General features: G+C 76.5%; 18 protein-coding genes. 7 read left to right on the top strand and 11 right to left on the bottom strand.

Annotated elements, in window-relative coordinates; translation table 11 throughout:
• Positions 1 to 67 precede the first annotated feature (67 nt).
• The gene (locus ACRYRX_RS00585; protein ID WP_432509830.1) at positions 68 to 1,726 is read right to left on the bottom strand and encodes a phospho-sugar mutase; all 1,659 of its coding nucleotides are present in this window, start codon (positions 1,724 to 1,726) and stop codon (positions 68 to 70) included.
• 40 nt (positions 1,727 to 1,766) lie between these two features.
• Here ACRYRX_RS00585 and ACRYRX_RS00580 point away from each other — a divergent pair, with 40 nt between their 5' ends.
• A complete protein-coding gene (locus ACRYRX_RS00580; protein WP_432509829.1) occupies positions 1,767 to 2,786 on the top strand; it encodes a CobW family GTP-binding protein in 1,020 nt (339 codons plus the stop codon).
• 3 nt (positions 2,787 to 2,789) lie between these two features.
• Here the strand turns inward: ACRYRX_RS00580 and ACRYRX_RS00575 are convergent, their stop codons facing one another.
• Complete coding sequence (locus ACRYRX_RS00575; protein WP_432509828.1) at positions 2,790 to 4,124, bottom strand: glycosyl hydrolase; 1,335 nt, start codon at positions 4,122 to 4,124, stop codon at positions 2,790 to 2,792.
• Positions 4,125 to 4,375: 251 nt separating this feature from the next.
• Here ACRYRX_RS00575 and ACRYRX_RS00570 point away from each other — a divergent pair, with 251 nt between their 5' ends.
• The 4 genes from ACRYRX_RS00570 (at position 4,376) to ACRYRX_RS00555 (ending at position 8,177) form a co-directional block, all read left to right on the top strand.
• A complete protein-coding gene (locus tag ACRYRX_RS00570) occupies positions 4,376 to 5,569 on the top strand; it encodes a glycosyltransferase family 4 protein (RefSeq protein ID WP_432509826.1) in 1,194 nt (397 codons plus the stop codon).
• Positions 5,566 to 6,255: a DapH/DapD/GlmU-related protein gene (locus tag ACRYRX_RS00565; protein WP_432509825.1), complete on the top strand. Its 690-nt coding sequence runs from the start codon at positions 5,566 to 5,568 to the stop codon at positions 6,253 to 6,255. The genes ACRYRX_RS00570 and ACRYRX_RS00565 overlap by 4 nt, the downstream gene beginning before the upstream one ends.
• Before the next feature lie 114 nt (positions 6,256 to 6,369).
• The gene (locus tag ACRYRX_RS00560) at positions 6,370 to 7,380 is read left to right on the top strand and encodes an ATP-binding cassette domain-containing protein (protein WP_432509824.1); all 1,011 of its coding nucleotides are present in this window, start codon (positions 6,370 to 6,372) and stop codon (positions 7,378 to 7,380) included.
• Positions 7,377 to 8,177, top strand: coding sequence for an ABC transporter permease (locus ACRYRX_RS00555; RefSeq protein ID WP_432509823.1), 801 nt, complete (start codon positions 7,377 to 7,379; stop codon positions 8,175 to 8,177). The genes ACRYRX_RS00560 and ACRYRX_RS00555 overlap by 4 nt, the downstream gene beginning before the upstream one ends.
• A 4-nt stretch (positions 8,178 to 8,181) precedes the next feature.
• Here the strand turns inward: ACRYRX_RS00555 and ACRYRX_RS00550 are convergent, their stop codons facing one another.
• Both ACRYRX_RS00550 and ACRYRX_RS00545 read right to left on the bottom strand, forming a co-directional pair.
• A complete protein-coding gene (locus ACRYRX_RS00550; RefSeq protein ID WP_432509968.1) occupies positions 8,182 to 9,030 on the bottom strand; it encodes a purine-nucleoside phosphorylase in 849 nt (282 codons plus the stop codon).
• Positions 9,031 to 9,395: 365 nt separating this feature from the next.
• Positions 9,396 to 9,854, bottom strand: coding sequence for a gamma-glutamylcyclotransferase (locus ACRYRX_RS00545; protein ID WP_432509822.1), 459 nt, complete (start codon positions 9,852 to 9,854; stop codon positions 9,396 to 9,398).
• Positions 9,855 to 9,883: 29 nt separating this feature from the next.
• Here ACRYRX_RS00545 and ACRYRX_RS00540 point away from each other — a divergent pair, with 29 nt between their 5' ends.
• A complete protein-coding gene (locus ACRYRX_RS00540) occupies positions 9,884 to 11,323 on the top strand; it encodes an NAD(P)H-quinone dehydrogenase (RefSeq protein ID WP_432509821.1) in 1,440 nt (479 codons plus the stop codon).
• A 4-nt stretch (positions 11,324 to 11,327) separates the two neighbouring features.
• Complete coding sequence (locus tag ACRYRX_RS00535) at positions 11,328 to 12,287, top strand: twin-arginine translocation signal domain-containing protein (RefSeq protein ID WP_432509820.1); 960 nt, start codon at positions 11,328 to 11,330, stop codon at positions 12,285 to 12,287.
• Here ACRYRX_RS00535 and ACRYRX_RS00530 read toward each other — a convergent pair.
• Genes ACRYRX_RS00530 through ACRYRX_RS00500 form a run of 7 tightly spaced genes read right to left on the bottom strand, consistent with a single transcriptional unit; the run spans position 12,260 to position 22,178 of the window.
• The gene (locus ACRYRX_RS00530; protein ID WP_432509819.1) at positions 12,260 to 13,402 is read right to left on the bottom strand and encodes a GNAT family N-acetyltransferase; all 1,143 of its coding nucleotides are present in this window, start codon (positions 13,400 to 13,402) and stop codon (positions 12,260 to 12,262) included. The two genes, ACRYRX_RS00535 and ACRYRX_RS00530, sit on opposite strands and share 28 nt — an antisense overlap.
• Positions 13,399 to 15,594, bottom strand: a complete 2,196-nt coding sequence (locus ACRYRX_RS00525) for a lipid II flippase MurJ (RefSeq protein ID WP_432509818.1) — start codon at positions 15,592 to 15,594, stop codon at positions 13,399 to 13,401. Before ACRYRX_RS00525 ends, ACRYRX_RS00530 begins: the two co-directional genes overlap by 4 nt.
• 10 nt (positions 15,595 to 15,604) lie before the next feature.
• Positions 15,605 to 16,222 carry a hypothetical protein gene (locus ACRYRX_RS00520; RefSeq protein WP_432509817.1) on the bottom strand — a complete coding sequence of 206 codons (618 nt, stop codon included), beginning with the start codon at positions 16,220 to 16,222 and terminating at the stop codon, positions 15,605 to 15,607.
• Positions 16,219 to 17,406, bottom strand: coding sequence for a glycosyltransferase (locus ACRYRX_RS00515; protein ID WP_432509816.1), 1,188 nt, complete (start codon positions 17,404 to 17,406; stop codon positions 16,219 to 16,221). The genes ACRYRX_RS00520 and ACRYRX_RS00515 overlap by 4 nt, the downstream gene beginning before the upstream one ends.
• Positions 17,403 to 18,110 (bottom strand): polysaccharide deacetylase family protein, encoded by a 708-nt coding sequence (locus ACRYRX_RS00510; RefSeq protein WP_432509815.1) that lies wholly within the window; start codon positions 18,108 to 18,110, stop codon positions 17,403 to 17,405. The genes ACRYRX_RS00515 and ACRYRX_RS00510 overlap by 4 nt, the downstream gene beginning before the upstream one ends.
• On the bottom strand, positions 18,107 to 20,617 hold the full coding sequence (locus ACRYRX_RS00505) for a glycosyltransferase (RefSeq protein WP_432509814.1): 2,511 nt from the start codon (positions 20,615 to 20,617) through the stop codon (positions 18,107 to 18,109). The genes ACRYRX_RS00510 and ACRYRX_RS00505 overlap by 4 nt, the downstream gene beginning before the upstream one ends.
• Positions 20,610 to 22,178 carry a sugar transferase gene (locus ACRYRX_RS00500; protein WP_432509813.1) on the bottom strand — a complete coding sequence of 523 codons (1,569 nt, stop codon included), beginning with the start codon at positions 22,176 to 22,178 and terminating at the stop codon, positions 20,610 to 20,612. The genes ACRYRX_RS00505 and ACRYRX_RS00500 overlap by 8 nt, the downstream gene beginning before the upstream one ends.
• Positions 22,179 to 22,363: the final 185 nt, after the last annotated feature.

The raw sequence follows: 22,363 nt of genomic DNA, 5'->3' as shown, positions 1-22,363 counted from the left end.
CCGCCGCCGCGGGGTCCACCGAACGGTGCATCCCGCCTCCGCCCCGTGGCCGAGGCGGGCCGGCGGATCAGCCGAGGCCGGTCGCCGCGCGCACGTCCACCAGCACCGCGTCGAGGCGCTCGCGGGCCGCCCGCCGCACCTCGGCGAGGTCCTGCTCGCCGACGTCCGCGACGACCTCGCAGTAGCACTTCAGCTTGGGTTCGGTCCCGCTGGGCCGCACGACGACGCGGGTGCCGTCGGCCGTGCGGAACCGCAGCCCGTCCGTGGGCGGCAGGCCGTCGAGCCCGTCGGCCAGGTCCTCCACGCCCGTCACCGGGGACCCGCCCAGCCGCGCGGGGGGCTCACCCCGCAGCCGGGACATCGCGGCCGGGATGAGCGCCAGGTCCTCCACGCGCAGCGTCACCGGGGCGGTCAGGTGCACCCCGTCGGCACGGTCGAGGTCGTCCAGGACGTCGAGCAGGGTCCGGCCGGCGGCCAGTTCGCGGCGCACGACGCCCGCGGCCAGCAGCGAGGCGGAGATGCCGTCCTTGTCGCGCACGACCTCCGGGGCCACGCAGTACCCGATCGCCTCCTCGTACCCGAAGGTCAGGCCGGGCACCCGCGCGATCCACTTGAAACCCGTCAGGGCCGACGCGAACCGCGCCCCGTGCCGGGCCGCGACCCGCGCCAGCGCCTGCGAGCTGACGACGGAGCAGGCCAGCACCGCCCCCGGCGCGGCCAGTTCCTCGCCGAGCACGCGGCCGAGGTCGTCGCCGGAGAGCTGGGTGAAACCGCCCGGGCCCGGGACCGCGACGCAGCAGCGGTCCGCGTCGGGGTCGACGGCCAGGACGACGTCGGCGCCCACCCGGCCGGCGAGGGCGACCGCGCGGTCCAGGGCGCCGGGTTCCTCCGGGTTCGGGAACGGGACGGTCGGGAACGCCGGGTCCGGCCCGGCCTGTTCAGGGACCGGGTGCACGTCGGTGAAACCGCTGCGGCGCAACGCCTCCACCAGCACGTCGTTGCCGACCCCGTGCATCGCGGTGACGACGACGCGGGGGTCGCGGCCCGGCGCGGGCCGCACGGCCGCGGTGATCGCGGCCAGGTACTCCTCGACCACCTCAGCGCCCAGGACGGTCCAGCCGTCGCGCGCGCGGGGCAGGTCGGCCAGCGGGCCGACCGCGGCGATCCGTTCGGCGATCTCGGCGTCCACCGGGGCGACGATCTGCACGCCGCGGCCCTCCGGGCCGGTGGCCCGGCCGCCGAGGTACACCTTGTACCCGTTGTCGCGGGCGGGGTTGTGGCTGGCGGTGACCATGACGCCCGCGTCGGCCGCCAGGTGCCGCACGGCGAAGGCGAGCACCGGCGTCGGCAGCGGGCCGGGCAGCAGCACCACCTCGCAGCCGGCGGCGGTCAGGACGGCGGCGGAGTCGTCGGCGAACTCGCGCGACCCGCGCCGGGCGTCGAGGCCGACCACGACCCGCGGCCGCTCGAACCGGCTGGTCAGCCACGCGCCCAGCCCGGCCGCGGCGCGCTGCACCACGGCCCGGTTCATGCGGTGCGGGCCGGCCCCCACGACGCCGCGCAGACCGGCGGTCCCGAACTCCAGCGGCCCGGAGAACCGGTCGGCGAGGTCGGCCAGGGCCTGCGGGGAACCGTCGTCCAGCAGGGCCTGCAGCTCGGCCCGGTCGCGGGGTTCGGGGTCGTCCTCGATCCAGGCGCGGACCCGGTCCGCCAGCGGTGCGCTCACGGGTTCACCCTACGAGGGTCCCGCGCGGGCCCGTGGCAGCATGGCGGGCGTGAGCATCCCCGTGGTCGTCCTCGCCGGGTTCCTCGGGGCGGGCAAGACGACGGTGCTCAACCAGCTGCTGCGCTCGGCCGCGGACGTGCGCGTCGGCGTCGTCGTCAACGACTTCGGGGCCGTCGGGATCGACGCCCTCCTGGTGGCGGGGTGGGCCGACAGCGCGGTGTCGCTGGAGAACGGCTGCCTGTGCTGCTCCACCGACGACGGCACCGTCGACGAGCTCCTGGCCCGGCTGACCGCCGGGGACCGCGGGGAGACGCTGGACGCCGTGCTCGTGGAGGCCAGCGGCGTCGCCGAGCCGTCCGCGATGGTGCGCCGGGTCCTGGCCAGCGAGGTCCCCGGCGTGCGCTACGGGGGGCTGGTCGTGGTCGTGGACGCCGTGGGGTTCGCCGCCACCCGCGCCCGGCACCCCGAGCTCGCCGACCACGTCGCGATGGCCGACGTGGTGCTCATCAGCAAGACCGACCTGGTGGACGAGGCGGCGGCCGGGCGCGTCGCGGCGCTGTGCCGGGAGCTGAACCCGTGGGCGCCGATCGTCCCGGCCGCCCGCGGCCGGGTCGACCCGCGGCTGCTGTTCGAGGAGCGGCCGGTGCGCCAGCGCCAGCTCGCCCTGGGTGAGACGGTCCCCGACGACGACCACGACACGCACCTGCACACCCGCTACGAGACCGTGGAGTTCCGCAGCCCGGCCCCGCTGGACCCGCGGCGGTTCGTGGAGTTCCTCGACGGCCGGCCCTCCGGGGTGTTCCGGGCGAAGGGTTTCGTGCGGTTCGCCGTCGAGGGTTTCGGCGAGCGGTACCTGCTGCAGGCCGTCGGGCCGGTCGTGCGGTTCGAGCGCGGCCGCTGGCCCCGGGGTTCGGAGCGGGTCACCGAACTGGTGCTCATCGGGGCGGGACTGGACGCCGACGACCTGCAGCGCCGGTTGCGGGCGTGCGTGCACGAGGGCGCACCCGTCGACGACGAGATGGCGATGATGGGGGTCCTGCGCAACACCGAGGGGGTGTGAGGCTCAGAACCCTTCCCGGTACTCCGCCGCCGCCTTCGGGTTCTGCGTCCCCAGGAACAGCCGCCCGTCGGAGTACGGGTACTCCATCTCGTTGTAGATCTCGTGCGCGACGCCCCACTGGTCCATCCAGCCGCGCAGCCGCTCCACGAACAGCGGGTCGTCACCGCCGCCGTTCCACGTCCGCGACGCCACCGCCCACTCGTCGATCCCGATGCGCTTGCCGTGCGCGGTCGCGAACCGGGCGATGTCGTTGAGGCCGCCGCGGGCGCACTGGTACCAGGCCCAGCGCTGGTCGCTCGTCATGGAGGTCGGGCTCATGTCGTAGACGTCGATGCCGACGACGTCGACCACGTCGTCGCCGGGGTAGGCGTCGCGGAAGTCGAACGACCACCCGTCGACGGCGGCGGTGATGCTCCAGTCGAACCGCAGCGCCGGGGCCTGCGCGCGCATGACCCCCACGACGCGGCGGAAGAACGCGCGGTAGGCGGCGGGGTCCGGCACCGCGCTCCACAGGTAGTTCCCCGGGGAGTTCGCCTCCCAGCCCAGGCGGATCGTGATCCCGCCCAGGCCGCGGGCGGCGAGGTTGCGGGCCAGCGTCCGGAAGTGCCCGTCGTACCGGCCCGCGGCCCCCAGGGCCGTGCTGGGGGCGGGGTCGGCGGCCGAGGGGTCGGCCAGCAGCGGGACCGACAGGACGATCGGGGCGGTGAACCGGCCGGAGCCGTACTGGCTGAAGAAGTCCTCGTTCTGCTCGATCCACTCCCAGCGGCGGTGGTCGAAGTAGAACCCGGCGACCTGCACGGCGCGCCCGCGCAGCCGGCCGTACTCGGCCAGGCGCTGCGGGGTCTGCGGCCAGCCGATGTAGGCGCCGCTGCGGCGGGTGGTGCTGCGCGGGGCGGTGGGCAGCACCGCGGGCACGTCGAACGTCCGGCGGGGCTGGTCGACCCAGCGGCCGCCGACCAGGTGCGAGAGCCACGTCGTGTACCGCCCGGCGGGCAGCAGGGCCCAGCCGGACAGTTCCAGGCCGCCGGCGCGCAGGGTCGTGGGGCCGACGTGCCCGACGTCGAAGGAGGCGCCGCGGGCGTCGCGGACGGCGACGACGGCCGCGTCGACGCGGCCGGAGGTCAGGGGCAGGGTGCCGGTCAGCCCGGTGGCCTCCCCGGCCCAGCGGGGCGCGCGGACCCGGACGGCGCCGGTCGTCGTGGCGGTGGCCGAGCGCAGGGTGCGGCTCACGAGGGGCACGGCCTGGGCCTGCCCCGCCGTCGCCGCGGCGGTGAGGCCGAGGAGGGCGGCGGCACCGGCGGTGCGCCGCGAGATCGTGGCTGCTCGCGTCGTGTCCATGCGCTGGGTGTCGGCGTGTTCGTCCGTGGGGGTGAGCCGAGCCACCCGTTCGGGTGCATGGAACGGAGTTTCTCGTTACGCAGAGTCACTTCGTGACGTTTCAGATGCGTACCGCTGCAGTGCGTCACCACGCGGGAACCCTCACGGTCGGTCCACCCGAGGCGCCGGGCGGTGACCGGTACTGTGCCGCCGGACGGCCGCGCGACGAGCGGTCGAACCCGGCCCCACCGTCGCTCGAGAGGGAGGTCCGCGTGACCCACCGGTCCGCCCGTCCGGTCGTGATGCTCACCAACGCGATCGCGCCCGACAAGCTCGGCGGGCTCGAGCGGTACGTCCGCGAGCTGAGCGCCCGCCTCGTCGCCGCCGACGTCGACGTCACCGTCCTGACCAAGCAGGTCGACCCCCACCACCCCCTCGAGGAGGTCGGCGCCGACGGGGTGCGCGTCGTCCGCCACCCGGTGCCCAGCAAGCGCGACCCGCTGTTCGCCCTGAAGTACCCGCTGAGCGTCGGCCGCGGCGTCCTGGGCGGGCTGCGGACCCGCGGCGAGGCGGTCCTGCACGGCCACTACGCGATCACCTCGCTGCCGCTGACCCTGCCGCGGCGGGCCGCGCGGCGCCCGTACCTGTACACGTTCCACGCGCCGGTGCACAAGGAGGTCCTCTCGATGCACGAGGGCACCTACCTGCTGCCCGCCGTCGTGCGCCGGCCCGCCGTCGCCGCGGTGCGCGCCGTCGAGCGCCGCGTCACCACCGGCGCCGCCGGGGCGATCGTGCTGTCCGACTTCATGCGCGAGGAGTTCCGGGCCCTGGACCCGCGCGGCGGCACCGACGTGCGGGTCGTGGCCGGCGGGGTCGACACCGGGTTCTTCACCCCGGACGGGACGACGCCCCGCGACCCCGGTGACGCCCCCGTGCTGTTCACCGCGCGGCGGCTGACCGCGCGGACCGGGGTCGCCGAACTCGTCGACGCCGTCCCGCGGATGCGCGCCGCCTTCCCGGGCCTGACGCTGTCCATCGCCGGCGACGGGACCCTGCGCGGGCAGATCCAGGCGCGGATCTCCGCCCTCGGGCTCGACGACGTCGTGACCCTGCTCGGCCGGGTCAGCGAGGAGGAGCTGCGCGAGCGGTACCGGCGCGCCGACCTCACCGTCATGCCCACCCAGGAACTGGAGGGTTTCGGGCTGACGACGGCCGAGTCGATGGCCTGCGGGACCCCGGTCCTGGTGACCCCCGCCGGCGCGAACCCCGAACTCGTCCGGGACCTGTCGCCGAAACTGGTCGCCGCGGGCACGGACCCGCAGCGGATCGCCGACGGCGTCGTGGCCCTGCTCACCGACCCCGGCGAACTGCGCCGCGTCCGCCTCGCCGCCCGCCGCTGGGCCCACGACCGGTGGTCCTGGGACACCGTCGTGGCCGCCCACAAGACGATCTACGCGGGCCTGTGACGCGCGACGACCGGACCCGCCGCTGGATGCCGGGCCTGGTGCGCGACGAGATCCGCCTGCTGCGCGCCCGGCTCGCCCACCGCGGCGCCACCTACGTCCTGTCCCCGCACGTCTCGCCCGCCGCGCGGCTGGCCGAGGGCGTCCGCGTCGAGGCCGAGGCCGTCGTCGGCCCCGGCGTCGTCATCGGCGCCCACAGCCACGTGAACCAGGGGGCCATCGTGAAGTCCGGGACCATCGGGAAGTTCGTCTCCATCGCCTACCGGGCCCAGATCGGCGGCGAGCGGCACCCCGTGCGCGCCCTGTCGACGTCCTCGGCCCTGTACGGCGAGCCGAACGTCACCGGCGCCACCGCCGGGTACGAGGAGTACCCCGACCCCCCGCGCATCGGGTCCGACGTGTGGATCGGCGCCGCCGCGATCGTCCTGCAGGGCGTCCACGTCGGCGACGGGGCCGTCGTCGGCGCCGGGGCCGTCGTCACCAGGGACGTCCCGCCCTACGGCATCGTCGCCGGCGTCCCGGCGAAGGTCATCGGCGAGCGGTTCCCCGCCGACGTCGTCGCCGAACTCCTCACCGACCCCTGGTGGGAACGGTCGCCGGAGCAGTGGGCCCGGCTCGGCCCCGTCGTCGACGCCGGGGAGGAGTGGCTGCGCCCCTGGCGCGAGGGCGGTCACGGGACCTCCCGCTGAACCCGGCCCCGCACCACCGCTGAGTCCCGTGCGCGCCGCCGGTCCACACGGTGGAGACGACGGTGCGGAGAAAGGACGGGCGTGGTGTCGGAGGTCACACCTAGGGTCGTGGGCATGGCGAGTTCTTCTGCGGGTCGAGCCCCGGCGGTGCAGGCGACGGGACTGGTGAAACGGTACGGCGACGTGACCGCGGTGGCGGGCGTCGACCTGGAGGTCCCCGAGGGGACCGTGCTGGCCCTGCTGGGGCCGAACGGCGCGGGCAAGACGACGACGGTGCGGATGCTGACGACGCTGCTGGTGCCCGACGGGGGCAGCGCGACGGTCGCCGGCGTGGACGTCGTGGCCGACCCGCGCGAGGTGCGGCGCCGCATCGGCCTGTCGGGCCAGTACGCCGCGGTCGACGAGAACCTCACGGGTTTCGAGAACCTCGACATGGTGGGGCGGCTCTACCACCTGGGCCGCACGCGGTCCCGGGAGCGGGCGTGGGAACTGCTGGAGCAGTTCGACCTCACCGACGCGGCCAAGCGGGTGGCGAAGACCTACTCCGGCGGGATGCGCCGCCGCCTCGACCTCGCCGGGGCGCTGGTGGCCGAGCCGCCCGTGCTCTTCCTCGACGAGCCGACCACGGGCCTGGACCCGCGCAGCCGCAACGACATGTGGGACCTGCTGACCCGCATGGTCGGCGGCGGCACGACGCTGCTGCTGACCACGCAGTACCTGGAGGAGGCCGAGCGCCTCGCCGACGACATCGTCGTCATCGACCACGGCCGCGTCATCGCCCGCGGCACCGCCGACGACCTGAAGACCCAGGTCGGCGGCCAGCGCGTCGAGGTCGTCGTCGCCTCCGACGCCGACGTGGACACCGCGTCCGCCGTCCTGCACGAGGTGGCGGTCGGGGAGCTGCAGGTGGAGCGCCGGGCGCGGCGGGTCACCGCCCCGGTGACCGCCGGCACCCGGGTGCTGGTGGACGTGCTGCAGCGACTCGGCGACGTCGGCGTCGTCCCGCTCGACGCGGGGTTGCGCCGGCCCACGCTGGACGACGTGTTCCTGACGTTGACGGGCAAACCCGCCGACGAGGTCGCCGGTGAGGCACCGGCCCGGAAGACGCAGGGGGTGCGCTCGTGAGCGCCGTGGCCGAGATCGTCGCCGACAGCTCGGTGATCGCCAAGCGGAACATCCTGAAGATCACCCGGATCCCCGACCTGCTGGTGGGGACCCTCATCTCGCCCATCATGTTCATCCTGCTGTTCGGCTACGTCTTCGGCGGGGCCATCGCCGTGGGCGGCGGGAACTACCGGGAGTTCCTCGTGCCGGGCATCTTCGCCCAGACGGTCATCTTCGGCGCCACCGTGACCGGGGCCGGCATCGCCGACGACATGCAGAAGGGCATCATCGAGCGGTTCCGGTCGCTGCCGATGACGCAGTCCGCGGTGCTCGTGGGCCGCACCGCCTCCGACGTCGTCCTCAACGTCATCGTCACCGTCATCATGTCCCTGACCGGGCTGCTGATCGGCTGGCGGATCCGGACCTCGCTCGTGGACGCCGTCGTCGGGTACGGCCTGCTCCTGCTGTTCGCCTACTCGCTGTCGTGGGTGATGGGCCTGCTGGGCCTGCTCATCCGCACCCCGGAGGCGTTCAACAACCTGACGTTCCTGACGATCTTCCCGCTGACGTTCATCACCAACGCGTTCGTCCCGCTGGAGTCGTTCCCCGGCCCGCTGAAGACCATCGCGCAGTGGAACCCGGTCTCCACCCTGGTGCAGGCCGCCCGCGAGCGCTTCGGCAACGTCCCGCCCGGCACCGAGCTGGGCACCTGGTCGATGCAGAACTCCGAGCTCTACACGCTGCTGTGGATCGTGCTGATCCTCGTCGTGTTCGTCCCGCTGGCGACCCGCCAGTACCGGCGGGCCGCCGCGCGCTGAGGCGTCACAGGAGCCCGACGACCCCCGTCAGCAGGGCCGAGCACCGGCCGGCCGCCTCGCGGCCGGCCTCCAGCACCTCCTCATGGGACAGCGGCTGGTCGCTGACGCCGGCGGCCAGGTTCGTCACCAGCGAGAACCCCAGGACCTGCAGGCCGACGTGCCGGGCGGCGATGGCCTCCAGCGCCGTCGACATCCCCACCAGGGACGCGCCGAGGACACCCGCCATCCGCACCTCGGCGGGCGTCTCGTACTGCGGCCCGCGGAACTGGGCGTACACGCCCTCGGGCAGGGACGGGTCGACGGTGCGGGCCAGCGCGCGCAGCCGCGCGGAGTACAGGTCGGTGAGGTCGACGAACGTCGGTCCCTCCAGCGGGGAGGCGCCCGTCAGGTTCAGGTGGTCGCTGATGAGGACGGGGGACCCGGCGGGGATCGCGCGGTCCAGCCCGCCGCAGCCGTTCGTCAGCACCACCGTCCGGCAGCCCGCCGCCGCCGCGACGCGCACCCCGTGCGCGACCGCCCGCACCCCGTGACCCTCGTAGTGGTGGGTGCGCGGCAGCACCAGCGCGCGCAGCGGCTCACCCCCCGGCCGCTCGACCAGCACCGAGCGGACCGTGCCCGCGTGCCCCACGACGGCCGGCGCGACGAAACCGGGCAGGTCGGTGGCCGGCAGTGCCGCCACCACCTCGCCCAGCGCGTCGGCGGCCGCGGCCCAGCCCGACCCCAGCACCAGGGCGACGTCGTGCCGGGGCACCCCCGTGCGCTCGGCCAGGTCGGCGGCGGCCTCCTCGGCGACGGTGAACGGGTCCTGCGGCAGGGTGTCGGTCACGTCGGGCAGCCTAGTGAGCGCCGTCAGGCGCGCGGCCAGGCCGTCCAGCGCCCGCTCCCGGGCGTACGAGCCGCCCGGCTCGTCGGGGTCGTGCGGGTCGCCGGCCCCCAGGGCGGCGTCCAGCGCGAACGCCAGCGCGCGCGGCGCCTCCGCCCCGAACCCCGCGCCGCGCAGCACCTCCAGCGCCGCGGCCGCGAAGGCCGCCGTCGCCGGCGCCGTCGCGCCGTCCGCGAGCAGCCACCGCGACGCCCCCGGGCAGGGACCGAGCGCCGCCCGGGCCCCGGTCAGCGCCCCGCGCAGCCACTCCCGCCACCCGGTGCCGGGAGCGGGCGGCGCGACCGCCGCCAGCGCCGCCTCCACGGCCGCCGCCGCCGGACGGGCCGGGGACCGGGTCAAGCGTCGTTGGACCGGCACGGGCGGGCGCGCAGCGCCAGCACGTAGTCGTGCGGGGCGCCCCCCGCCTCCGCGGCGTCGGCCAGGCCGCCGAGGTAGCGCGCCGTCGGCAGCCCGCCCTCGTAGTCGTCCAGCACGTACGTCCACGCCACGACGTCGCCGTCCAGCGTGCCCACCCGCACCCGGATCTTGCGGAACAGGCCGATGTCCATGCCCTCGCTGGCGTCCAGCCGCGCCTCGTCGGCCTCGGTCAGGTCGTACAGCGCCACGTACACCTGATCACCGGGCGCCTCCACGACCGTCGCGAGCGGACCCTGCCAGCTGCGGTCCTCCCCGCCGAAGGTCAGCCGCCAGCCCTGCAGCCACCCCGTCGAGCGCAGCGGCGAGTGCGGGGCCTTGCGCCCCATCGCCTCCGGATCGAGGTTGGTCGCGTAGGCGGCGTAGGGCGAGGCAGGCACGGACACGAAGCGTAGGGGAGCATGGAGGGGTGAGTCCCACCAGTGCGTCCCCGACCGCCCAGGCCACCCGGGTCGCCGTCCTCGGCGGCGGCCCCGGGGGTTACGAAGCCGCGCTCGTCGCCGCCCAGCTCGGCGCCGACGTCACCGTCGTCGAACGCGACGGCCTCGGCGGGGCGACCGTCCTGACCGACGTCGTCCCCTCCAAGACCCTCATCGCCACCGCCGAGCTCATGGCCACCGTCGGCGGCGCCTCCGAGCTCGGCGTCCGCTTCCCCGGCGGCCGCACGTCGGACACCGAACCGGCCGGGGCCGTCACCGTCGACCTCGCCCGCGTCCACGCCCGCGTCAAGGCCCTCGCCTCCGCGCAGTCGGCCGACGTGCGGGCCCGCCTGGAGCGCGAGGGCGTCAAGATCCTGTCCGGCCGCGGGGCGCTGGAGGGGCCGCACACCCTCGTGGTCCGCGACGGCGAGGACGCCGGCGCCCGCGTCGAGGCCGACGTCACCCTGGTCTCGGTCGGCGCCCGCCCCCGGGTGCTGCCCGACGCCCAGCCCGACGGCGAGCGCATCCTCACCTGGAAGCAGGTCTACGACCTCACCGAGCTGCCCGAGCACCTGATCGTCGTCGGCTCCGGCGTCACCGGCGCCGAGTTCGCCAACGCCTACGACGCCCTCGGCGCCCACGTCACCCTCGTCTCCTCCCGCGACCGCGTCCTGCCCGGGGAGGACGCCGACGCCGCCGAGGTCCTCGAAGGGGTGTTCCGCCGCCGCGGCATGGACGTCATGTCGCGCTCGCGGGCGCAGAAGGTCGAACGGCACGGCGACACCGTCGTGGTGACGCTCGCCGACGGCCGCACCGTCGAGGGCTCGCACTGCATCGTCGCCGTCGGCGCCGTCCCCAACACCGCCGGCATCGGGCTGGAGGAGGCGGGGGTGTGGACCAGCGAGTCGGGTCACGTCGACGTCGACCGGGTGTCGCGGACCTCCGCGCGCGGGGTCTACGCGGCCGGGGACTGCACCGGGGTGTTCCCGCTGGCCTCGGTCGCGGCCATGCAGGGCCGGATCGCCATGTGGCACGCCCTCGGTGACAGCGTCGGCCCGCTCAAGCTCCGCTCGGTGGCCTCGACGGTGTTCACCTCCCCGGAGATCGCGACCGTCGGCTGGACGCAGGCGCAGATCGACTCCGACGAGGCCCAGGGCGAGATCGTCAAGCTCCCGTTGTCGACCAACGCCCGCGCCAAGATGCTCGGCATCCACGACGGGTTCGTGAAGCTGTTCTGCCGCAAGGGCTCCGGCACCGTGATCGGGGGTGTCGTCGTCGCCCCGCGGGCCAGTGAGCTCATCTTCCCCGTGACGCTGGCCGTCGAGAAGCGGCTCAACGTCGACGACGTCGCGCACGCCTTCACGGTCTACCCCTCGCTGTCGGGCTCCCTCGCCGAGGCCGCCCGCCAGCTGCACGTGCTCGGCGAGTAGGACGGTGCGGCGTCGGGACTTCCTGGCCACCACCGCGACGCTGGGGGCGCTCGGCGCGCTGAGCGCCGACGCCCCGCCCCCGGCCCCGTACCGCTCCGGCGCCTACGTCGGCTGGCCGCAGACCCCCGCGACGCTCGACGCGTTCGCCGCCGCCCGCGGCCGTCCGCTGGACGTCGTGGGGGACTACCTCGACGGCCGGGACTGGGACCACCTGCGGACCCCGGCGTACCTGTTCGACACCTACGCCGGGTCCGCGTACGCCGGGCGGCTCGTCCTGAGCCTGCCGCTGATCCCGGTCACGGCCTCCCTGGCCGACGCCGCCGACGGCCGCCACGTCGACCACTGGGCCCAGCTCGCCGAGGGGCTGCTCGCGCACGGCATGGGGTCGATCGTGGTGCGCCCCGGCTGGGAGGCGAACTCGCCGGTGAACTACCCGTGGTCGGCGGTCCCGGACCCGCAGGTGTTCCGGGCGGCGTTCGGCCGCTGCGTCGGCGCGCTGCGCGAGGTCGCCCCCGGCCTGCGGGTCGACTTCTGCGTCACCGCCGCCGTGGACGCCCACGCCGTCGACCTCGCCGACGTCTACCCCGGGGACGACGTCGTCGACGTCGTCGGCCTCGACGTCTACGACATGCGGCCCACCCCGGCCACCGACGCCGAGCGGTGGGCCTGGTACCGCAGCGCCCCCGGCGGCCTGGACGAGATCGCCCGGTTCGCGCGCGAGCACGGCAAACCCGTCGCGGTCGACGAGTGGGCCGTCGCCTCGCCCGGGTGGGGCGGCGGCGGGGACAACCCGGGGTTCGTCGACGAGGTCGTGACGTGGCTGGACTCCGTCCACACCACCACCGGGGTGGCCCACGAGATCTACAACGAGGTCGTCTACGACCACAGCGACGGCCGGTTGTTCAGCGGCGGCGCGAACCCCCGCGCCGCCGCCCGCTACCGCGAGCTCGTCGGCGGGTCCTGAGGCCGGGGCGCGGCCCGCCGGGCGCGCCAGCGGCGCACCAGCGGCCGCAGCTCCTGCCGCCACGCCAGCACCGGGGCCAGCGGCAGCAGCGCCCGGTGCGGCAGCACCAGCACCCGCCGCGACACGTGGGTGGAGGTGGCGATCAGGTGCTTGTACCCCTCCAGCCCGCGCAGCATGTCCACCACGACGGCGCCCTGCGCGTGCGCCCGCCGCCGCGCGTCGTGCAGCAGCATCGTCCCCACCGCCGCCTCGGCCACCTCGGCGCGGTAGGAGCACAGGTACGTGCCGACCGTCGAGCCGGCCACCAGCTCCACCGAGTACGCCACGAGCCGGCCGTCGACGCGGACCCCGGTCAGCCAGCGGCCCCCCGGCGGCGCGGCGCGCAGGAACTCGGTGAGGAACCGGCCCCGCGTCCCCGTCCACGGCCGGTTGCGGTCCCCGGCGTGCGGGTGGGCCGCGTCGACCGCGTCCAGCTCGGCCACGAGCGCGTCCACGGCTGCCGGGTCGGGCAGCGGGTCGGGCAGCAGGTCGGGGCAGACCTCCACCTCCCCGAGCCCGGCGAGCCGCCTCAGCGTCCGGCGGTCCTTGGCCCGCCGGTTCTTGGAGTCCTTCGCGTCCGCGGGGCCCAGCTCGCGGCGGATCGTCTCGGCCTGCCGCACCACCCGCACCGCCCGCCCGCGCGAGCGCGCCCACGCCCGCACCGCGGCACCGGTGGCGTCCAGGTCGCTGACCTGCTGCAGGTCCAGGACGACCGCCCGGCCCAGGTGCCGCTCCAGGGCGTCGAGCAGCCCGGCCACGACCGCGCCCGCCGCGACGCCGACGGCCACCGGCACCGTCCCGTAGTCGCTGGGACCGGTCCCGGCGAAGCGGACCACCGGGGTCCCCGCGACCCGGCGGACCTCCACGGGCAGCACCCCCACCAGCCGGTCGCCCCGGCGGGCGGTCGCCACCAGCACCCGCCCCGGCGCCAGCACGGCGTCCACCGCACGCACCCACGCGGGCGTCGCGAACAGCGCACCCGCCGCGCGCGCCAGCCCGTCCCACTCCGCCTGCGGCACGTCGGCGGCCGGCAGGACCGACGTCACCAGGGACGTCACCGGGGGCGCGGCGGTCACGGGGTCCTCCGGTGGGCGGCGCGACGACGCGGACGGGGCGGCACCGTGCCCGCCGGTCCCGCCGGCCACGGCCGGTGCGGGGCCGACCCGGGCCAGCGGCCCAGGACGCCCGCCAGCCCCACCGCCAGCAGCACCCCCGTCCCGGCGCCGACCACGAGCAGGCCGGGCCCGACGCGCGGGCGCGGCACGGCGGTCGCCGCCGCCGGGGTGCGCTCGGCCACCGACCACGACGTGCCCGCCGACGCCTCCACCAGGTCACCGGCCACGGCGTCGGCGACCTCGCGCGCGGCGGCCGGGTCCGACCCGTCGACGGTGATCTGCACCACCGGCGACGACGGCACGCCCTCGACGAGCACCCGCGCGACGTGCGGGGCGTCCCGGTACGGCTGCGCCAGCGACGCAGCGAGCCGGGTCAGGGCCTGCGTGGTGGCCGTGGCGTCCCCGGCCCCCGCGGTGCCCCCGGCCCCGGTCGTCACCACGACCAGCGCCGTCGCCCGGTGCTCGGCCGGGCGGGCCAGCGCCACCGCGACGGTCACCACCAGACCCAGGACGAGCCCGACGGCCAGCGGCACCACCGCGGGCGACCACCGGGCCCGCCGTCGCGGCGCCGCGTCCGGCACGGCCGCGGCGGCCGCGGGCCGCGCCGCGCCGCGCAGCACCGGGTGCCCCACCAGCGCGCGGACCTCGGCCAGCCCCACGGCGTGCGCCACGACCACGTGGACCGCGACGAACACCAGCCCGGACAGCACCACGACCACGGCCGACCCGCCCAGCCGGGACACCCCGAACGCCGCGGCGCCGGCGACCGCGGCGGCCAGCAGCGACCGCAGCGGCGCGTCGGCCAGCCGCCCCCACGGCAGCCCCCGGCCCCCGCAGGCGCGCCGGGTGTGCGCGTCCAGCAGCAGCACCATGACGACACCCGTGACCGTCATGCCGACCGCGTTGCCCAGCGCCAGCCCCGGGGCGCCCATCGGCCCCACGAGCAGGGCGTCGGCCCCGACCGTCACCGCCAGGCACAGCACCGCCGCGCCCGCCGCGGCCCGCGCCCCGCGGGGGTGGACGCACAGGAACAGCGCCGAGGCGCCCACGAGCAGCTGCCCCGGCAGGCCCAGGGCGAAGAACCGCATCACCGTGGCCGTCGACCCCACCAGCTCCGCGTCGAACGCGCCACGCTGGAACAGCAGCCCGACGATCTGCGGGGCCAGCACCTCCAGCGCCACCCAGCACGGCACGACGAGGCAGGCGCCGGTGCGGAACGCGTCGACCGTCAGCCCGATCGCCGGGTCGAACCGCCGCGCCGCCAGGTGGGTCGTCACCGCGGCGATCGACACCGAGCTGACGACCAGGGCCATCGTCACGGGGATCTGCGACACCTTCGCGGCGTAGTTCAGCTCGCTGATGGCCCCGACCAGGTCGCTGCCGAACCAGCGCTCGGCGAACACCTGCCCCTGCCGGCCGAGGCTGTAGACCACGATCGGCGCCACCGCCAGGACCGGGGCCAGCCCGGCGCCCGGGCTCCAGCGCAGCTCGCTCAGCGACGCCGACCGCAGCACCGCCGGCGCCACCACCAGCACCATCAGCAGGCTGCCGACGGCCAGCCCGAGGGCCGCCGCGCGCACGCCCAGCCACGGTTCGAGCAGCAGGCAGCCCAGGATGCCGACGTTGTACGCGACGTACGTCAGGGCCGGGCGCACGAACGACCCGCGCCCCCGCAGCGCCGACGACAGGTACCCGGCGACGCCCAGCCCCAGGACGGTGACGCTGGCCAGCCGGAAGCACGTCGCGGCCAGGCCCGGGTCGCTCAGCCCCGGCGCCAGCAACCGCACCAGCAGCGGCGCCGCGAGCGCGCTCAGCGCCCCGGCGGCCCCGGTCACCACGACGACCGGCAGCAGCGTGCGGCGCACCGCGGCGGTCAGCGAACCGTCCCGCGCCCACACCCGCGCGAACAGCGGGGTCAGCAGCAGCGCCAGCCCGGACTCGTTCAGCAGCGGCGTGACGGTCTCCGGGACGGTCCACGCGACGAAGAAGGCGTCCGAGGCGGCCGAGGCGCCGAACAGCCCCGCGATCGCGGTGTCCCGCAGCAGCCCCAGCAGCGAGGAGGCGACCGTGACGGCCGCCACCAGCGCCGCGTCCCGCGCGCGGCGGTCCGGCGGGGCGGGGGCCTGCGGCCCGGCGAGGGTCCCCGCACTCATCGGTGGGCGCTCACCGGCGCAGGACGAGGACCGCGCCCGCGCCCACGAGCCCCACGACCCCGCCGAGCAGCACCGTCAGCGGCGTGCTGAGCCCGTCGGCGGACCGGGCGGCCGCGGCCGGGGTCAGGACCCGCACCGCGTACCCGCTGCTGGCGGCGGTCGGGGTCAGGTAGTCGACGACGGCCTCGGCGGCGGCCCCGGCGATCCGCCGCGCCCGCTCGGCGTCGTCCGCCGCGGCGCTCACCGTCAGCAGCGGGGCGTCCTGGGACGCCGCGACCGTCACGTCGGCGGCGACGTCGTCGACGGTGCGGCCGTCGGTGGCGAAGGGGGCCAGCGCGGCGTCCAGGACGTCGGGCTGCGCGGCGACCTCCGCGTACGCCTTCGCGTACGTCGTGGCGCCGCTCGCGTCGCCCGTCGTGGACCCGGCGGCGGGGTCGGCGGCGGGGGCGACGACGAGGTAGGCGCTGGCGTGCCGGGACCCGGTCGTGGCGAGGCCGTAGACCAGGCCGCCCAGGAGCCCGGCCACGAGCCCGGCGAGCAGCAGCAGCGCCGCCTGCCGGCGCCGGTCGGGCCGGAGCCGGGGGCCCTCGACGACGGGTGCGGCGGAGGATCGGGTGGGGGTGCTCATGCGGGGGTCTCCTGCCGGGGCGCGCGTCGGGTCTGCGATCGGGTGTGCGGTCGGGTCCGCGGGTGGGTCTCGCGGTGGATCTCGTCGTACAGGTCGTCCAGGGCGGCGGCGGTGGACCGGACGTCGAAGCGGGCCACGAGGTCCGGTGCCGTGCGTTCCGCCGGGGGCACCGGCGCCGCGAGCACCCGCTGGACGGCCGCGGCCAGCTGGGCGGGGGACGGCCCGGCGCGGACGGCGCTCGCGGGCGGGGCGGGCAGCTCGTCCAGGACGGGGGCGTGCACGTAGACGACGGGCAGCCCGCTGGCGAGCGCCTCCAGGACGCCGAGGCCGAACGTCTCCGACGCCGAGGCGCTGACCAGGACGTCCAGCGCCGACAGCCAGGGGGCGACGTCGCGGACCTCACCGGTGAAGTGCACGTAGGGGCCGATGCCGAGCTGCGCGGCGCGGCGCTGCAGCCGGCCGCGCTCGGCGCCGTCGCCGACCACGACGAACCGCAGGTGCGGGCCCAGCCGCGGGGCCAGGCCGTCGAGGGCCGCGTCGACGCGCTTGTCGGGGTGCAGGCGGCTCACCGCCCCGGCCAGCCGGACGTCGGGGCCGACGCCGAGGTGGTCGCGCACGGCCTGCCGGGCGTGGACGTCGAACCTCAGCTCGTCGGTGTCGACCCCGTTGCGCACGAGCCGGACGCGGTGGCCGGGCCGGTCCAGCACCCCCCAGGCCGCGAGGTTGTCGCGGACCTGCTCGGAGACCGCGACGGTGGCGTGCGCCCAGCGCGAGGACCGGCGCAGCATCTCCCGCACGGCGGGGGTCGCGGCGCGGCCCTCCAGCCGGTCGGGGTCGGACAGGGAGTGCTCGGTGCTCACCACGACGGGGGTGCGCGCCAGGCGCCCGGCGAGCCGGCCGAACAGGCCCGCGCGGTACAGGTGGGTGTGCAGGACGTCGGGCCGCTCGGTGCGCAGGACCGCCAGCAGCCGCCGCAGGGCCCGGGGGTCGCTGCTGCCGGGCACGGCGAGGTCGTGGACGGTGAACCCCTCGGTGCGCAGCTGCTCGGCGACGACGCCGGGGTTGTACATGGAGACCACGGCGCAGTCGTGGCGGCTGGCGCGCACGACGCGCAGCAGCTGCGACTCCGCGCCCCCGGCGGCCAGGCCGGTGATGACGTGCAGGACCTTCAGGCGGGGCCTCACGCGCGCCCCCGGCCGGCGATGCGGTGCCGCAGCCGCTTGGCGGCCAGCCGCACCGGCCCGTCCCCGGGGCCGGCGTAGCTGCGGGGCAGGGTCAGCTCGGGGTGCTCGGCGGTGGAGGCGGGGGCGGTGTCGGCGCGCACGGCCTCGCGGTACCCGGCCTCGGCGACGGCCCGCACGACGGCGGGGTCCTCGTCGCCGAAGGGGTGGGCGAAGCCGTGGACCTCGTGGCCGAGCAGGTCCTCGAGGATCTTCCGGGAGTCGTGGACCTCGGCGCGCAGGGTGACCGGGTCGCACTGCGGCAGGTGGGGGTGGGTCAGGGTGTGGCTGCCGATCTCGAACCCGCGGGAGTCGACCTCGCGGACCCCGGCCGCCGACAGCAGCGGCCACCGCTGCCCGTCCCAGTCGTTGACGCCGCCGAACCGGCCCGCGACGACGTAGACGGTCGCGCCGAACCCGCGCTCGGCCAGGACGTCGGCGGCCTCGACGAAGTCGGCGTACCCGTCGTCGAAGGTGAGCCCGACGAGCCCGCGGGAGTCCCCGGCCCGGTGGGCGGCCATCAGCTCACCCACCCCCACGCCCCGCAGGCCCCGGCCCCGCAGGGCGTCGAGCTGCCGCGCCAGCGTCGCGGGCGGGACGCACAGGCCGTGCGGGTCGGGGTGGCGGGAGGAGACCGAGTGGTACATGAGGACGAAGGGGGCGTTCACCGGGCCGCTCCTGCTGCGGTGTAGACGTCGAGGACCTGCGCGGGCAGCGTCCGGTCGTCGCGGTCGGTGACGACGTGGGCGCGGCCCACCGCGCCCTCCTGGTCGCGGACCGCGGCCGAGCGCAGCCGGTGGACCAGGGCCGCGGCGAGCCGCTCGGGGTCGTCGGCGTCCACGACGGCGCCCGCACCGGCGGGCAGCGCCTCGCGCAGGGCGGGGTGGTCGTGCACGACGAGGCTGCGGCGGGCGGCCATGGCCTCCAGCGGCACGAACGCGAACCCCTCGTAGCGGCTGGGGACCACGACGACGTCGGCCGCGGCGTACCAGGTGCGGGGGGTGCTGGTGGGGCCGGCGAGCTCGACGCCGGGCAGCCCGTCGGCCTGCCGCCGCAGCGCCTCCTCGTCGGGCCCGTCCCCGACGAGGACGAGCCGGGCGTCGGGGACGGCGGCCCGCACCAGCGGCCAGGCCCGCAGCAGCCGGTCCTGGCCCTTCTGCTGCGCGAGCCGTCCCACGCACACGACGTGCGGGGCGTCGGGCAGACCGAGGGCGGTGCGGGCGGCGGCGGGGTCGTCGACGCCGTGCTCGCGCAGGTCGAGGCCGTTGCGGACCAGGCGGCGGGCGGTGGTGTCCAGGGGCAGCCGGACGGCGCGGGCGCGGTCGAGCTCGGCGCGGCTGACCAGCAGGAGGCAGTCGGTCAGGTGCAGCGCGAGCGCCTCCCAGCAGCGGATCGCGGACGCCACCGGCCCGCGGGCGGCCTCGAAGGGCCAGGCGTGCGGCTGGAAGACGGTCGGGCGGGACCCGTGCACGACGAGGCGGCCCACCAGGCCCGCCTTGGCGCTGTGCAGGTGCACGACGTCGGGGTCGGTGGCGCGCACGGCGCGGTGCAGCCGGACGGCCTCGGGCAGGACCCCCCGCACGGGGGAGCGCACGGCGTCCCAGGGCGTGCGGGGGACGCCGAGGGCGTCGAGCCGTTCGGGCAGCCAGCCGGACGCCGGGCAGGCCACGACGACGTCGAGGCCGGCCTGGCGCTGCAGCTCGGCGGTGCGGGCGACGAACCGGGCGACCCCGGCGTCGACGGGCTGGCAGACGTGCAGGACCCGCAGCCGGTCGTCGTCCCCGGGTTCCCCGGGGTCCCCGGCGCCGTCGGGGCGGGGCCGGGGCGTCGCCGCGGCGCGCAGCGCGAGGCCGAGCACGACGCCCTGCAGCGGGGCCGTCGGCCCGGACAGGTCGCCCCAGAAGCAGGCGACGGCGAACTGGGCGCCGACGCCGAACAGCGCCAGCGCCACGACCGTCGGCGTCCCGCGGCGGCCCCGCTCGCGGCGCAGCGGGCCGACGACGGCGACCACGACGAGGCTCACGTAGGCGAGGAGGCCGAGGACCCCCTGCTCGGACAGCACCAGCAGGTACTGCTCGTGCGGGGACAGCAGCTGCACGCGCTCGTACGTGGACCCGGTGGCGGCGTCGGCGCCGGAGGAGGTGCCGATGCCCAGCTCGGAGTCGCGGTGCTCGGAGAAGTTCTTGACCCCGATGCCGGTGAGGGGGTCCTGGGACCACATCCGCAGGGCGGCGTCCCACAGCCCGTACCGGTCCGAGACGGACTGGTCGGGGGAGCCGGCGGTGCTCACGAGGGAGTCGACGCGCTCGACGACGACGGCGCCCTGGGAGGGCACGGCGACCAGGACGACCGCGGCGACGGCGGCACCGGCCAGCGCGGTCCCGACCAGGGCGCGCCAGCCGGCCCGGCCCAGGACGAGGGCGGCGGCGACGACCCCGGACAGCAGGGCCCCGCGGGACAGGCTGAGCAGCAGCGGCAGGACGAACCCGGCGGCGGCGACGGCGGCCAGGACCCGGTGCCGCCGCACGGGCAGGGCCAGGGCACCGGCCAGGCACACCAGCCCGGCGTCGGCGACGAGGTCGCCCATGGCGAGCTGGTTGCCGGCGCCGAAGGTGCCGATGGCCCGGATGGCCTCCTCGCCGTACCCGGCGCCGGTCCCGGTGGCGTACTGCACGACGCCGTAGACCCCCTCGAACGCCGCGACGGCGACGAGGGTCGCCAGCACCCCGGCGATGGCCCGGACGGTGCGGCACAGCACGAACGCCGCGACGGGCAGGAGCACGTCGACCTCGACCCGGCGCACCCACCCGGCCGCGGCCAGCTGCTGGTCGGTGGCCAGCAGCGCCGACAGCGAGACGGCCAGGAGGACGGCCAGCGGGGGCAGCAGGGCGCGCGAGCGCAGGACGGCGGGGCCGTCGTGGCGCAGCAGCCGCAGCCCGGCGACGGCGATGACGAGGCAGGCCGCGACGTCCGCGGCGGTCACGTGGGCCAGGGCGACCTGACCGCTGGTGCTGGTGTCGGGGACGCAGACGGCGACGACGAGCAGGTGCAGCGGCAGCACCTCGAGCCGGGCGAGCCGCCGGGTCCACGGCACGACCCGGCGGCCGCGGTGGCGGGCCCGTCCGGTGACGGGGCGTCGCGGCGCGGGCAGGCCCGCGGCCGGGGTGTCAGCCACCGGAACCCCGCAGGACCTGGGAGACGGTCGCCAGCAGGATCTTCAGGTCGAACCACAGCGAGAAGTTCTCGATGTAGTAGTTGTCGTAGTCGGCGCGCAGCTCGATGGAGGTGTTGCCGCGCAGGCCGTTCACCTGCGCCCAGCCGGTGAGGCCGCACGGGACCCGGTGCCGGTGCCAGTACCGGGGGTACTGGGCGGCGAACTGCTCGACGAAGACGGGCCGCTCGGGGCGCGGGCCGACGAGGCTCATCTGCCCGCGCAGCACGTTGAGCAGCTGCGGCAGCTCGTCGAGGGAGGATCGGCGCAGGAACTTCCCGACGGGCCCGACGCGCAGGTCGCCGGCGATGTTCCACGTCGTGTCCGACTCGGTGGGGGCCACCGAGAGGCTGCGGAACTTCATGACGGTGACCGGGCGCCCGTCGACGCCGATGCGGACCTGCCGGAAGATCGCGCCGTCGCCGGTCTCCCGGCGCGCGAGCAGCCCGCAGACGAGCATGACGGGGGACAGCAGGAGCAGCGCGGTGCCGGACAGGACGACGTCGACGACCCGTTTGACGCGGCGGCCGGTGCGGTCGCGGCTGGGCCGGCGGAACCGTTCCAGCGGCAGGGCGTTGACGAGGTCGCCGTCGGCGCGCGCGGTGTGCAGCTCCCACAGCCGCGGCAGCCAGTAGATCTCGGTGTCCTCCAGCCCGGGGTCGCGCAGCAGGTTGACGAGGTGCTCGTCCTCGCGCAGCCCGTAGGCGATGACGAGGACGCGGACGTCGTGGCGGTGCACGAGGCGGGTGACGTCCTCGACGGGGCCGAGCCAGGGGGTCGGCGGGGTGTCGAGGAACGGCGCGCGGTCGTCGACGGTCCCGACGGGCTGCAGGCCGTAGTGCGGGTTCTCCAGCAGGGTGCGGGAGAAGCGGGCGCCGACGGTGCCGCCGCCGATGACGAGGGTCGCCAGGCCGTTCCCGCGCCGGCGGCGGTGGCGGCGGACGGCGGCGTAGCAGACGGTGCGCAGCGCGAGCTGGGTGGCGGCGACGGCCAGGACGGCCGCGCCGGTGCGCAGGGCGCCCTCCTCCCCGACGTGCAGGTCGCCGCGGGCGATGACGACGACGCCGAGGGCGCTGGTGAGACCGACGACCAGGCGCGGGGTGTCGTCGAAGGCGGAGAGGGTGAGGCGGACGGGGTGCCGCCAGCGGGGCAGGTGGCCGACGACGGCGAGGGCGGTGCCGAGGACGACGGCGGTGGGGGCGTGCAGCAGCAGGGCGGTGCCGATCCCCAGGAGGGTCTCGGCGATCGACAGGACGGGGGTCCAGGCGCGGGCGCCGAGGGCGCGGCGGCGGACGTGGGCGGGTTCGCCGACGCGTTCGGCCCGGACGTCGGGCTGGGCGTGGGCCCGGGGGTCGGGGTGGGCGTGGACCCGGACGTGGACGCGCCGGTGACGCGGGGGCCGGCGTCCGGCGGGGGGCTCGCGGGGGGGCACGAGGGCGGTCCGGGGGACGGGGACGCCCGGGGGGTCGAGGAGGTCCTCGGAGGCCACCGTGCTGGACCCGTCCCGCAGGCGGTGGTGTTCCACTCCGACTCTCCTCGGGACGTCCGGCCGCGGGTTTCGACGCAACATAGCGTTCACACGGAAAGGCAGGCAGTAGTGGAATCGTGCATCGAGCTCAACGCTGCGTGAGCAGCTGGTTTCGATTCACCGAATTCCGAGCGCGATGAGGAAACGTTGCCACGCACCGGAACCAGTTACTCACCGTGAGG

Origin of the sequence: Kineococcus lubricus (assembly GCF_050871965.1) — a bacterium.
GTDB lineage: Bacteria > Actinomycetota > Actinomycetes > Actinomycetales > Kineococcaceae > Kineococcus.
Note: the sequence above shows the minus strand (reverse complement) of the source record. Positions and strands in the feature narration are given on the sequence as shown.